This is a genomic window from Pseudomonas sp. EL_65y_Pfl1_R83 (assembly GCF_963970695.1).
GTDB classification, from domain to species: Bacteria; Pseudomonadota; Gammaproteobacteria; order Pseudomonadales; family Pseudomonadaceae; genus Aquipseudomonas; species Aquipseudomonas tritici.
This window is the reverse complement of sequence record NZ_CAXAQI010000016.1, coordinates 1-12,746: the sequence shown is the minus strand read 5'-3', so window position 1 is coordinate 12,746 and position 12,746 is coordinate 1. Positions and strand designations below refer to the sequence as shown.

Below are 12,746 nucleotides of genomic sequence, written 5' to 3'. Positions count from 1 at the left end.
CATGTATGAATACAAGGGTTGTGGCTTCAGGGGTGTTTTCCTGACTGATGGGTACACCATCGTGGACACTCCCTACGGAAGTGGCGTGACAATCACCGATATCGACAGGCTGCATGCAGCAATCGCAGATGAGCTCGTCGAGCAAGAGCACGAGATGACGGGGCAACAGTTCCGCTTCTTGCGCAAGCAATTGGGGTTGACCCAGGAACATTTGACTCCATTGTTTGGCGTCGACGTCCAGACGATAGCGAACTGGGAGAAGAGGCAGGAGGAGGCTATCCCTAGGACCTCAAGTCTTGCCATGCGTTACGTATATAAGACGGCTAGCAGGCATGGGCTAGATACCCTGTATGTCCAGCATCGAATTATTGAGGATGACGGTATTGTATTCGCTCGTGCGAATGATGACTGGCTTGAGAAAAAAGAAGAAATTGCTTAATCATAAACCCGGCAGAATAGCCGTAATGCTGTTCACTTAAGCGGAGCAGCCTTACGGTCCACTGGGTACCGGGTTTTAGAAATCTTCACCGTCCTTGGCCTTCCCGGCCTTGGGCGGTGATCCAAAAACATTCCACCTACTCCTCCCCTCAGCTCGCTTAGCCTCCTTCCTGTTGCTGATACCGGGTTAGCTGCTGCCATCACTATCAACTGCACCGCTATGTACTGGCAGGCAGGCTTGAACCGTATATCCGAAGGCGCGCGGCCGAACGCTACAGCGGCCTGGCTGGCCTCTCGACGAATAATGTTATAAGCCAGCAAAAGCCCCCAGACCTCCTGATAAATCAGCTCGACTTTCTTGCTGCACAGCGTCACCGCGTTCTGTTGCATTGAGCTTTTGATATCCCTGAAGCCCAGCTCAATTTCCCACCGGTCCAGGTACAGCTCAGCTACAACTGCTGTGTCATAGCTCTCGACAGGCAGAGAGGTAAGCAGCGACCTGACTTTTCCATGGCTTTCATAGCTAACTTCACGCACTTCCCAACTCAAGGGCAGCTCAGGATTTCGTTTGCGTGCCTGAGGAGAAACCTTCATCCGCACAAGACGATCGTGCTCGCCGTAGCGCTCCACTTCCTCCATGACCAAATTCTTGCGAGCAGGCGTCAGCCAGTGTCGGTTCGCGCCGCCGCCAACCACCCTTAGCAGTAGATCCGCGCCCCAGAAGCCTTTGTCGAACAACCGCTTGCACAGCGCTTCGGTACACAGGTCGCCGCGTCACCTAGCAAGCTAACCGCAGCCCTAGGCGTAGCACTTTGAACATCAAGTGGTGGCAGAATATGCTCATTGGAATGCGGGCTAGGGTTCGGTACGGCCTGAGCTACTGGGCGGAGCCTGCTAAGCAGCCGCTACTTCTGAGTCTAGGGGCGTGGCGGCAGTGATGACGGTAAGTGACATGTCGACTTGAGTTGCTGCGCGGGCGGGGGCTTGAGGTCTGGCTCTGCTAGTCCTGGACCAGGGTCGCGATAACTGCTTGGCTGGTGTAGCTGAACCGTCGATCTTGCGGGGCGATGGCCTAGTTTGGCCAGACGTGTGGGCCATGGTGCCCCGGCAAAAAAACTCGAACGGGTCTGCAACGCCGGACCAACCGATCGCTGACTGTTGCTCCTGGCCGATTTCTGCCAGAAATAATGGGCAAAATTCGGCCCAATCGCTTTCCATCAGGATGAATGCTCTAGCGCGTTCACGCGGAGTTATTCAGAATAAGTGTTTCTCTGAAGGGCTCAGCCTCATGAGCGATGTTCTACTCAACTACTAGCGGCACAAAACAATACCTCATTCTCTCGTTCGCTTTTTAATAAGCACTGATGTGGAAGGCATAAAATGGAAGTTTGCTTCGTGGTCGGGCGTAATGGTGCCGGAAAAAGCCAATATTTAATTGATCAAGCCAAAGGTAATAATCAAGACTCACTATACTTATGCAATACTGTTCATGATCGGTCACAGGAGCTCAAGACTTCAAAGAGATTCTCCGTTAAAAATACTGGATCACACCCGAACAATGTCATGAAATCGGTGATCAAGAAGATGATGAGAGAAGGAACGCATCGTCTGCATCAAATCGAAAAAATACTGCTTTATTGCGGTTACGCTTCGCACATAACTGTGACCATGAGAGCCGGTAAGATCGATAGCAGGCTGGACGACTTTTCTGACACCTCCTCCATTAAAAAACTAACCGAAATGATAGATAATTATTTTAATGGAGAGGATGAAATATCCTTCAATGTAAACTTCGGTGAAACCTCTGATATTTCAAGTCTGTCAAAGCTAGAGAATCTGTTGCATCAGGAAAAACCACTACGACATTACGGCATGGTAAAGGCAATTGAAATATCGCTTTACAAGAATAATGGAGAGCCTGTCCCCCTACTAAATGCAAGTTCTGGCGAATTGAGCCTGATGACTTCTCTGATTTTTGTCCTAGGCGAAATTTCGGGAACCAACATGATTCTTATTGATGAGCCAGAGAACAGTTTGCATCCTAGGTGGCAGCGAGAATACACCTCCATGCTATGCAGTCTAATTGAATACCATGAAGTAAAAGTCATTATAGCGACGCACTCCCCATTAATAGTTACAGGCGCACAGTTAGACGAGCGAGTATCGTCATCAATATATCATCCGGCAACCGGAAATCTTGAATTTTCTTCCTCAACAAATATTGAAGAATTGTTATGGGGGCAGTTTGAGATTATTTCGCCAAAAAGTCGCTTTTTAAGCGAAAAACTAGCCGAGAAGCTCGAAGAGCTATCCGCACACAAAGTTTCCCTTAATCAAGCAATTGAATTTATCGATAGCGCAAGCAAGGCCTCTTTCGATGACGGCCAGCAAGACATTTTTATTGCAGCAAGACAACTTGCTGACAGCATCGCGAGAGGGTGAGTTATGCTTAGTGACCCGTTAATGCCCGCGCTCTCCGACTTTGTAATTACAGCGGAGGAGCAACTGGCCATTGATCATGCTCTTAGGCTGCATGATTCATGGAACATTGACCAAAAAGATATGGCTCCGGTTCGCCAGGTGCTGAAGAACCTAAGAGAACGAATAAAAGAATACCATCTATTAAGGCAGGGCTACACGTGCTGCTATTGTAGAACAAACCTCTTCGGGGGTGGAGTTTTTATGGTGGATAGAGAGCATATTATCCCCAAAAGCCACTGCAAAAAATTAACTTATGTTATGGCAAATCTTTCAGTCTCTTGCAAGAGATGCAACATGGAAATTAAAAAAGACAAAACCAGCCTATTTGTTGATCCTGGTTCGATTGAGAGCACATATCTAGATAAAAGCACATATCGCGTAATTCATCCAAATTTTGAGGTGTACGAAGACTTTATAATAAGAAGACAAGAGCAGCATGGGAAGGCAAAGCTGGTAAAATTCATCATTGAGACGCCTGGTGATAAAACCAATTTTATGTTCAAATTTTTCAAGCTGAATGATCTTGAAGTCAATAGTATAAATGATGCCCAGGGAGTTGCACCGCTTTCACCTAGTCAGCAATTGATGCTTGATGCGTTAAAAGCGCAGATACAAAATCAGCCTGCACTAGCACAGGAGATACTAAAACTAGTGCTTGAGGAGCAAGGTAGCAAAGCGTCCCTCCCGATGATCGCGAAAGCTATAGACAGCACGGATCCTTTTAATTTTTCAGTGGGCTCGCTCGCTGATGTTGAGAATAAATGGCTTGACTCAAAATGGGTTCCACTTCCTTCAGGAGGCGGCAGGGCTTTGGCTATCGGGCACGATGTCGTATTGGCATTACCCTCCCCAGATTCTAGCGACAATAATGGTCAACCCTAAGGGGTTGACCTGTCTGTTGGGTAATTGCACAGACTTGCCTATGGCATTCGTCCTGACCAATCTTTCACATCGGATTTCACCATCACGCTTTGTTGCTATGACCGGCAGAGTAGGAGCCAGGCGCCGCTTGTTTATGTCGAACAGTACGAATTCACGATGCATGAACGCCCTGCATGAGTCTTCCTCCATTTCACGCTGCGCTCGAACGTAGCCTGAACATCATCAGTCGCGACGTAACGGAATTGACTGGTGTCGTCAATGGTGGCTTCGCATATTGTTTTTGTGGTGTCGTCAAGCGTTTTGTGTATTTTTCGCAAAAGGCTAGGGACTAATAGCAACCCTAGTCGCCGACAATTTTTGCGTTCAATACCATTGCTACTACCTCAAATACCGTTCTAGAGGAAAGAAATTCTCTGATAGCTTTTGTGACTCAGCAATTTTCTGTCATGTGCTAATTTGATGCCGATGAGCTAGTGGCAATCCAGTAGGTAATTGGATTGCGTAACACTAAGGACATCATGTGGTGACAGGCTTGTGCGCTTGGGCTTGTTCTCTAAGGTTGAGCGGGTTGCGCGCGAGACCTTCTCAAATGGGGAGACAGATTCCGTTGTTCTCGCAACTTCGCTTCGAGCATATTTGCTCATGCTTGCTAGCCGTCTGCTACCTGTCGCCAAGGGCCGCTCTTGGCCGGTTTCAGCCGTTCACGTCGGTCAGAAATCAGCCAGTTGTGATCTTTGTTGGGGCGGGCTTACCCACAAGGAGGCTGCTTTAGCAACGCACATACTCTTCGAGCGGTGTCATCTGCGCTACCACATCCTGCTCGGAATCGCGTTCACTATCCTAATGGTCAGCGCGAGACTTCTGATCAGGCGGGCCGGCCAAATTCACCAACTAAGCTACGCTTTATCGCTATATTGGTTTCGCAAGACAGGGATCGTCAAAACATGAAGCGACTACTTCTCCTAAGTGGCCCGATGGCCAGTGGCAAGACGTCGGTTTCTGCCGCCCTCCAAGAACTCCATGGATTTGTACCGATCAGCAGCGGCTCCTTTCTGCGAGCGCACCTGGCTACCCGGAATGAGCCACTTGATCGTCATAACCTCCAAGAACTCGGCGACTCTCTCGACAAGGCCACCGACTTCTCTTGGCTCATAGACTCTGTAGCAAACCCAGCCATCCAAGCTAGGCCAGACGTCGAAAACTGGCTCCTGGATGCCGTCCGCAAGCCCCGGCAGGTTGAGTTGTTCAGACTCCGTTTCGGCAATGCGGTGAGGCACGTGCACATCATTGCGCCCGAGCCTGTCCTGCAACAGAGGTACGCTGCACGAAGCGCGACCGATCTCGACGAATATAACGCCAGCGTGTTGCATCCCAACGAGCGGAGTGCCCGTTCGCTCTTAGGTTTTGCGGACAAAGTTCTCGATACACACACGTACACCCCGTTTCAAATTGCGGATCAAATATTAGGAATCTGGGAGATGTAGCTCATGGAAACTCGTCAGATCGTAGTGATCAGTGGCAAGACCTGTAGCGGCAAGAGTGGTTTGGCCAGTTTGTTGGAGAAGGAATTTGGCTTCGCCGTGGTTTATGATCGTCGAGCCATTGATGATTCCGAGTGGCGCCTTCGCATGGCGCAACCCGACATACCTGATCGTCGTCACGAAGCGAAAGACGCTGACCAGTGGATGCTTCGGGAAACCCAGTCAGTGTGCGAGGCGGAGAAGGATGGCCGACCGTTAGTTGTGGATCACTTGAATACGCTTGCGCAGGTGCTGCAGTTTCGACAGGTCTTCGGTGCAAACCTGGTGCATGTACACCTCTACGCAAGCGACCCTACGCTGCATGGACGTTATGCAAAGCGAATAGAGGGTCAAGCCAATCCTTTGTCCTACGACGAGGTCAATCAGCTCAAGGATCAGACAGAGATCCAGGCGCTCAAGGATGACGCCGACGTCCGTGTTTACACCGAACGCTCGGACTCAAATGACACGCTCGTGCGGGTTGCCGCCCGTTTGCATCTGTACACACCGCCTGAAATCAGATGCGTGGATGTGCTGATTGGCGGGCAGTATGGCAGCGAGGGGAAGGGCAACATCGTCGCTTACCTCGCGCGCGAGTACGACGTGATGATTCGCGTCGGTGGGCCCAATGCCGGACATACGGTAGCCAGTTCTGCCGGCCCTTACACTTACCACCATCTGCCTTCTGGGTCGCGGGACGTGACGGCACGACTGGTTCTCGGCCCTGGCATGACGATTCATTTGCCAGGGCTTTTGAAAGAAATCGAGGAATGCGGTATTGGCAAAGATCGACTTTTCATTGATCCCCAGGCCACCATCATTGAGGAGGAAGATATCGGGACAGAGAGGGGCGGGCATCTAGTCTCAACCATTGCATCAACAGGGAGCGGTAGTGGAGCAGCCGCTGCTCGGCGTATTTTGAGCAGGGGTAAAGAGATCCGGCTCGCACGAGATGTTGATGAGCTTCGTCCGTACGTCGGCACTCCTGGGAACTATCACGGCTGCACGTCAGACCGTTTGGAAGAGGCCTATCGCAGCGGCCATTCCATTTTGCTGGAGGGAACGCAGGGCAGCGGGCTGAGTATTTTCCACGGAGATTATCCTCACGTGACGTCCAGGGACACGAATGTTGCGGGATGCTTGGCCGAGGCTGGGATATCGCCCAGCAGGATCCGCAAAATCCTGATGGTCATTCGCCCCATGCCTATTCGTGTAGGCGACCCCGATGGTGAGGATGGCCATACCTCCGGGACGCTCAAACATGCGACGACCTTTGATGACATCGCAGCGTTTGCGGGCCTTGAAGCCCAGGCGTTGAACACCGCAGAGAAAACCTCCACCACCAAACGCAGCAGGCGAGTCGGATGGTTCGAATGGGATCAATTCCGAAAAGCATGCGCCCTGAACGCTCCGACGGATATCGTTCTGACGTTTGCCGATTACTTGAAGTCATCCAATAGCAAGGCGCGCAGGTTCGAGCAGCTCGATCCGGACACGATCAAATTCGTCGAGGAGCTCGAGCGCGTTTCTCAGGCGCCTGTCTCGCTTATCAACACCAGATTTTCCAGAGACCCCGACGCGAGCGATTTACGCTCTCTGATCGATCGGCGTAACTGGACTGCACGTTCTGACAGGAGATAATAGATGGATCTGGACAAGCTGATCGAGCTTTATCCCCGCGTTTATCACATGGCCGAACGTGGCGCTTGGGACAGCATTCGCACACGCGGACTGATGAGTGCCACGGCAGTTCTGGATCACCTCGCAGTGGGAGATGGTGAGCGCGTTCGATATGAGAGCGAGCATCGTGGGCAGAAGATGGATGTGAAAGCAGGCGACCCCTCCAATATTGTGCTTCGTGATCAGAAACCCATGCCTGAGGGCCGGTTGATTAGAGCGCTTACGGGAGGAACAACACCACGCCAGTGGTATGAGTTGATCAACGGTAAAGTCTTCTTCTGGGCCGAGGAGAAGCGGCTGCACGGTCTGCTTGGAGCTCGCGATTACCGCAAGCTTGAACATGATGTCCTGACGCTCGACTCGTCGACTTTCATCCCAGCATATGCCGAAGCCATATGGCTGTGCCATATGAACTCGGGTAATACCTGGCCCATGCCACACCGCCGCGGCACGGACATCTTCTGCAAAATTGCGGACTACCCTGTGAAGCGTTCTGGCAACCCTGTGAAGGATGTTGTCGAGCTAATTGTCGATTATGCCGTTCCCAACATCGCTGATTATGTCGTGGAAGTTCGCAGGATGCAGGGCGGCGAGGTATTGGGCGTCATTGGTTAGGGGCTTCCATGGAGCGGAGAAATATGCCGCGAAAGCGTTTAGCCGCTCGTTTATTGGTAATCAGCCCAAGCAATCGACTGCTGCTTTTTAAGATTCAGTATCAGGCTGGTGTTTTGGCGGGTATGAGCTATTGGGCGACGCCCGGCGGAAAGCTCAAGGATGAAGAGTCGTTTGAAGCGGCGGCGGTACGTGAACTCTACGAAGAGACTGGCATTGAGGTGCCCTTCGTAGGTCGCTGTATCGCACACAGGGAGTTTCTGTGGCAGATGCCTGATGGCGAGCATGTGCTTGCGGTCGAAAATTACTTTACGGTACACACAGGTACCGAGCAGTGCTCCTGCGCCCAATGGAGTGCCCGGGAGCGCGAAGCGGTATGTGAGGTTAGGTGGTGGTCGTCAGGAGAGCTTGCGGCTTGCCATGAAGAGGTTTTTCCGCCGGATCTGAACAACCTGTTTGGCAGGGCCTTGGTCATAGCGCCGGGTGAGTCCTAGCAGACAGGTGCCCGATGAGGCTTATCGTGAGGCAGATGTTGTCAATTCGTAAGCGTCCAGTAAAGTTACCTTCTCAATCTTAGACGTAACGACGATGGTATCCACCTGAAAATTGGCGGACACCATCGCCCTTAACGCTGGAGTACGGTAGGTGTGTTCGCCATCCGCTTACCGAAAGTTGCCCATGGACGGTTAAGATACGATCCGCTTTTGACTGTGAAAAACACTGAATCGCCCTTGGTTTCGTAGAGGCCTCTAACGGCTGCGATGGATCGAACGCGGTCAGTTGTAACTGGCTGTTATCGGCCAATAGCAGGCTCTCAAGGGCATCTAGGAAAGAGGGGCGATTCAACATGCCAGAGTTGCTCGCTAAAAACCCATTGTACTCCAGGCACAAATCGTCGAGTGAAGCGCATGCAGCTGTGTTGCGGGAATGCAACGCGGGTTGAGCCGAGCACCGGAGGTGATGTGGGTTTGAAAACGGACTCTTGAGCATACCTTCGGGACGCTCAACCGATGGATGGGAGCGACGTACTCTCTCACCATGGAGCTGAACGGGGTGAGCGCGGAGATGAGCCTGAATGTGCTCGCGTGCAACTTGAAGCGGATGATGAAAGTCATCAGTACCATAGGCTTGTTGAAGGCGATGGTGGCGTAAAAAACCTAATTTTGCTGCTCCAAGGTGAGCCACAGCATGCCATAGACGCTCGGACGCGTCTAAGCGGGATTCGGAGCCCTAATGCCAGCACTGTGCTACTATCCATAGCTCGCAGCTGACGTCAAAGCGTTCGGCATTTTAAGTGACCACGGACGAACCTAGCATGGATGATCGCACATCATTTTCACCTCAATCTCCCCATGAAGCAGAGGCTTCAAAACCTGAGGTGAAGCCGCTAGTTGTTTTGAATGCATGTGCAGCGAAATTTTTCAAGAAAACGCTTGGTGGTCTGACTTTTTACGATAGCAACAAGGGTAACAACTGGGATCTCAGCTCCCCGGTATGCGTTGATTTTGTAAATCGCATCGGTAAAAAGTTCTCCAAGAGCGGGAGAATTTACGGCTATGTTGATCCGAACATGCTTTCGGCTGCTGCTAACTTTTCGAAGTATGCCAGCGATCTTGAATTTGACACGTTTGTTAATGGCGTGATGGGCCGACTGTGTGACGAGGCAAACGACCCGGCTCGCCGCTCACTGAATGAAGGCTACGTGGTATTTTCGCACTACCAAGATCACCGACAGGTGGACCATCTGCTGATTGTCATGCTGGGCAAGCAAGCCGGTTATGACTTCGACAATGACAACAACCTCAACCCGAAAGATACGGAAAGCCTGAACTTACAGGACTTCCGGCAAGCTGCCTGTATGGATTTGACAGAATTCAAAAAAGGCTTCCCTAAAAATACAGGTGACTCTTACCTCTACTTTATTAAAGGGAATTCAAAAAGCGAGTTCTTCACTGTCGCATTGGGCTGCTCAGACTCCATCCCTGGAAAGGTTTGCGTCGACAACCTCAAAAACGCGCTAGGCGCATACCTCCAAGAGGAGGCGAGTACCCTATCTCTGACAGAACGACGCACAATTCACAAGCGCGTCGTCGAATATATTGAAAGTAAAGCGGGGGAACGCGTCCACCTTTCGGAAATCCAGCACGTCATCAACAAATGTTTGAAAGAAGACTCGCCTCATCACGGCGGACTCGTCAAATTTATCTCAGAAAACTCTGAGCGCTTCAAGGTGAGCGAAGAGTTTCAGCCCTCTGGGGTAACTGCCAAAAGCATGGCCTTTACCAATCTCAAACTCCCCTCTGGAGAGTTTGATGGGCGCTTCAAGCTGGATGCCGTGGCCGTTGGCGAGAGTGATGCGGACCTTAGCGTCGATAAGGATTTCGTGTATCTGAAGGTCAAGCTGCCTATAGAGGTATCAAACCAGCTAAGAAGCATCAACGCTGGCGGTCCGGCCTCGGGTTCCGATGATGCTTGAACGCATTTCTCTGGATGATGACCAGCTCATACTCGACGTGCGGTCGGTCGATATGGGGGAGGTTTTTGCGTTTTTGAAAGTGCATGGGTGCCATAGTCCTGAAAGATTGGAGCTGTTTGAAACTGATCTTTTCCTCTCTGTACCTTCGGCCTGGGACGCCTGTTTCGTGCCTTTTTTTGCCAGCATCGAAGCTATGTGGCATGCAGTACGCACGCGTAGCAAAAAGCCTGAGCACATCCACATCATCGGCATAGACGAAGATCAGCAGGTCTCAATTTCGCGACTGATAGACTTGTACTTTCTACTTAGAGAAACGCTAAAAACGCTTTGCCATAGCGAGGGTGATGACAGTCAAACCCACAAATACATTTTCTTCAGTTCGAAAGAATCGCTTCTTACAAAGATGGAAATTTCCTACTTGATGACATGCAATGAACTGCTGGCCATCGACGTGGGGGAGAAGGATTTAAAAGACGCTCAAAAGATGCATACAGCGGTTATGGCCGATGAGGATGTTCATTGCGAAGAACGCCGTCACGTAATGCGCGAAACGCTGACGGACCTTTTGAAGGATGAAAAGGATTGCAACCTCCGATTGATAATGGAGTCTGTCTCGAAGTTCTACAAAAAATATAACGAGCGCTATAAAGTATACGTCAGTAAATTTTCAGTTAACAAAATACTGACAGAAATCGAAAGCGATTGCGTTAGCTTCTTGGGCAAGGTCCAAGAAGCCATCATGGCTCAGCAAACCAAAGCGTTTGCTGTACCAGGTGGTATTGTGGCAGCTGGCGCCATCTTAAAGCCGGCCACGACTTCATGGGATTACCTAGTCATACTTGTGGGCTTGATCATTTCGACCTGGATGATAATTTCCCTGAACAACAACGTTGTTAGCTACATCAATTTGCTCGCGGAAGAGTTCGATCGTTCCACTAAAAAGTATGATGATATCGTTGTTGGTGTAGAAGAAATACAGGAAAAGATTGAGGGTTCTCGTATGAAGCTTTCATCGTCCTCTGAGTCTGCCAAGTCCAAGCTTGGTATTCTAACTCGCGTGTGCTACCTAGTACTTATACTGGTAAGTCTGATTCTGCTCAAACGCTTTTTAGAGACTTCTTAGCGGGCTATTGCAGGTAATATCTCCCTTGAAAAGATAACCCTGAAGCAAGAGCGGCCATTGGGCGCGTGGGGCCTGTAAGTGCCAACTGAATCGGCCCTCGTTTCATCGGCGATTCATGTCTCCATCTTTGCCATCTGCCACTAGGCTGCAGGTCCGCTGCTGGCCGTTAGCTACCGATCACGAACGGTAGCTAACGGCGAATGCAGAGGTCGTTTTAAAGGAAGAGCGATGATTTTTTTGCCTCATGATGCCGATGATGAATAGGAGCACCTCCATGCTTGTCATGGAGCGTCCTCAAACCACTGAGTCATAGTAAGTTATCATATCTTCGTAATACTGAATGCCTTTCGAGTGGCCCAGTTCCTGGCCGATATTAGATTTGAATGCCTTTGAAAAACGGCGAAGAGAAATTTTCGATCGATCCGTCTGGCCAACATATTCATGGAGATATAAGAGGGACTCGAAATCGCCAATGTGATGCTGAACAACATGTCTGTCAAATTCCCGCGTTATCCCTGAGATTTGGCCTAACCATTTTTTGAATTTTTCTTCTGTTAGCGGGGTGATTTCGTCTGTCCCCCTCCGAAGCAATCGCGGCTTTGCATCTAGTTCCCTACCAAACGCATGGCCTACACCATTTCTAAATACTCTAATTTTATCCAGATCGTCCACGTTGTCTCGGATGTCTGGAAGCTCACCAAAGAGCGATTTTAATTTTGAATATCTCGTCCCCCATGATCCCTTGGTGATAGCTGTCAAAATTTCCGAATGGTCGACATCAATGCCAATTTTTAACCATTGGACGCCATCAATGGCTTTAGATTTGCCGTGCAAAAGTGCAGGGTCAGATTTCAATGCGACCAGAACTGCTCTTTGGAAGTAGTTTTCCATTGCGCCGGTAGCTGCCATGATAAAACTTGCTCGCTTCCAGTTCCCCATGTCCTTTACGTTTTTTAGGAATACGCTCCTATCCGCATCAAATCTGGCTGCGTTCGGGCCTGAAGCTTTTAATACGCTCTTGATGCTTTCTTCTGGCGAATTTCTGACGTGATGCATGGCGAACTGTTCAAGCGCTACAGAGGACCAGTACATATTGTTCAATTGAGCTTCGTACTCGCTAAACTGCCAAAGAGCCCAACTGGTCTGCTCTGGCTTTACCCATCGATCAAACGTAAGTGCCACTTTATCTCCTTAGTAGTCTGGTTAGCCATTCCAAGTCTCTATCTCTATGCCAGCTTAAGGCTACGGCTAGGCAGCACATGATGCCATTGCTATTTAGTTATCTACATTGCCTTGATTTGAAAAATTTCCTTCTCCACATCCAGCCGCCTTCACTTGAGCAGTCGACTGCCTGCGTAATCGAGGTAGTCGTCCTTGACCTTCGACGTTTTTGCGCTCTTCAGCCATTGTAGTGGTCTAATGAAACCGGACACCCATTTAGGCGAGAATGCTCGCCAGAACGAGGTGTCAGATGACCAAACAACGCCGTACCTTTTCCCCTGAATTCAAACGCGAGGCTGCCGACCTCGTTATC

General features: G+C 50.2%; 10 protein-coding genes and 2 pseudogenes. 10 read left to right on the top strand and 2 right to left on the bottom strand.

All coding sequences use genetic code 11. The features are described 5' to 3' along the window. The first annotated feature begins 1 nt into the window (after nucleotide 1). Nucleotides 2-439 carry a transcriptional regulator gene (locus tag AACY08_RS21025; protein ID WP_057006004.1) on the top strand — a complete coding sequence of 146 codons (438 nt, stop codon included), beginning with the start codon at nucleotides 2-4 and terminating at the stop codon, nucleotides 437-439. A 32-nt stretch (nucleotides 440-471) separates the two neighbouring features. Here AACY08_RS21025 and AACY08_RS21020 read toward each other — a convergent pair. Then, nucleotides 472-1,176: pseudogene (locus AACY08_RS21020) on the bottom strand (IS4 family transposase); the annotation flags it as partial. Nucleotides 1,177-1,818: 642 nt separating this feature from the next. Between AACY08_RS21020 and AACY08_RS21015 the strand changes: the two are divergent. The 9 genes and pseudogenes from AACY08_RS21015 (at nucleotide 1,819) to AACY08_RS20975 (ending at nucleotide 11,212) form a co-directional block, all read left to right on the top strand. Then, nucleotides 1,819-2,880, top strand: a complete 1,062-nt coding sequence (locus AACY08_RS21015) for an AAA family ATPase (protein ID WP_339471265.1) — start codon at nucleotides 1,819-1,821, stop codon at nucleotides 2,878-2,880. Nucleotides 2,881-2,901: 21 nt separating this feature from the next. After that, a complete protein-coding gene (locus tag AACY08_RS21010) occupies nucleotides 2,902-3,801 on the top strand; it encodes an HNH endonuclease (protein ID WP_339471264.1) in 900 nt (299 codons plus the stop codon). A 944-nt stretch (nucleotides 3,802-4,745) separates the two neighbouring features. Beyond that, complete coding sequence (locus tag AACY08_RS21005) at nucleotides 4,746-5,285, top strand: AAA family ATPase (RefSeq protein WP_339471262.1); 540 nt, start codon at nucleotides 4,746-4,748, stop codon at nucleotides 5,283-5,285. Nucleotides 5,286-5,288: 3 nt separating this feature from the next. Continuing rightward, nucleotides 5,289-6,962: an adenylosuccinate synthetase gene (locus AACY08_RS21000; RefSeq protein ID WP_058421004.1), complete on the top strand. Its 1,674-nt coding sequence runs from the start codon at nucleotides 5,289-5,291 to the stop codon at nucleotides 6,960-6,962. Between the two features lie 3 nt (nucleotides 6,963-6,965). Further along, entirely contained in the window at nucleotides 6,966-7,616 is a 651-nt protein-coding gene (locus AACY08_RS20995) for a DUF7002 family protein (RefSeq protein ID WP_339471261.1), read from the top strand. A 23-nt stretch (nucleotides 7,617-7,639) separates the two neighbouring features. Next, nucleotides 7,640-8,107 (top strand): NUDIX hydrolase, encoded by a 468-nt coding sequence (locus AACY08_RS20990; protein WP_058421006.1) that lies wholly within the window; start codon nucleotides 7,640-7,642, stop codon nucleotides 8,105-8,107. Between the two features lie 348 nt (nucleotides 8,108-8,455). After that, nucleotides 8,456-8,765, top strand: a pseudogene (locus AACY08_RS20985) (IS5/IS1182 family transposase); the annotation flags it as partial. Nucleotides 8,766-8,928: 163 nt separating this feature from the next. Next, nucleotides 8,929-10,089 (top strand): nucleoid-associated protein, encoded by a 1,161-nt coding sequence (locus AACY08_RS20980; protein ID WP_058421008.1) that lies wholly within the window; start codon nucleotides 8,929-8,931, stop codon nucleotides 10,087-10,089. Next, nucleotides 10,082-11,212, top strand: coding sequence for a hypothetical protein (locus AACY08_RS20975; RefSeq protein WP_058421060.1), 1,131 nt, complete (start codon nucleotides 10,082-10,084; stop codon nucleotides 11,210-11,212). Before AACY08_RS20980 ends, AACY08_RS20975 begins: the two co-directional genes overlap by 8 nt. 294 nt (nucleotides 11,213-11,506) lie before the next feature. Here AACY08_RS20975 and AACY08_RS20970 read toward each other — a convergent pair whose 3' ends face one another. Next, complete coding sequence (locus tag AACY08_RS20970) at nucleotides 11,507-12,394, bottom strand: hypothetical protein (RefSeq protein ID WP_339471259.1); 888 nt, start codon at nucleotides 12,392-12,394, stop codon at nucleotides 11,507-11,509. Between the last annotated feature and the right edge of the window lie 352 nt (nucleotides 12,395-12,746).

Excerpts from the sequence above, each read along its gene's own strand:
- AACY08_RS20975 (WP_058421060.1), top strand. The coding sequence starts at position 10,082 with ATGCTTGAACGCATTTCTCTGGATGATGACCAGCTCATACTCGACGTG.
- AACY08_RS20990 (WP_058421006.1), top strand. The coding sequence starts at position 7,640 with ATGCCGCGAAAGCGTTTAGCCGCTCGTTTATTGGTAATCAGCCCAAGC.
- AACY08_RS21005 (WP_339471262.1), top strand. The coding sequence starts at position 4,746 with ATGAAGCGACTACTTCTCCTAAGTGGCCCGATGGCCAGTGGCAAGACG.
- AACY08_RS20980 (WP_058421008.1), top strand. The coding sequence starts at position 8,929 with ATGGATGATCGCACATCATTTTCACCTCAATCTCCCCATGAAGCAGAG.
- AACY08_RS21000 (WP_058421004.1), top strand. The coding sequence starts at position 5,289 with ATGGAAACTCGTCAGATCGTAGTGATCAGTGGCAAGACCTGTAGCGGC.
- AACY08_RS20995 (WP_339471261.1), top strand. The coding sequence starts at position 6,966 with ATGGATCTGGACAAGCTGATCGAGCTTTATCCCCGCGTTTATCACATG.
- AACY08_RS21015 (WP_339471265.1), top strand. The coding sequence starts at position 1,819 with ATGGAAGTTTGCTTCGTGGTCGGGCGTAATGGTGCCGGAAAAAGCCAA.
- AACY08_RS21025 (WP_057006004.1), top strand. The coding sequence starts at position 2 with ATGTATGAATACAAGGGTTGTGGCTTCAGGGGTGTTTTCCTGACTGAT.
- AACY08_RS21010 (WP_339471264.1), top strand. The coding sequence starts at position 2,902 with ATGCCCGCGCTCTCCGACTTTGTAATTACAGCGGAGGAGCAACTGGCC.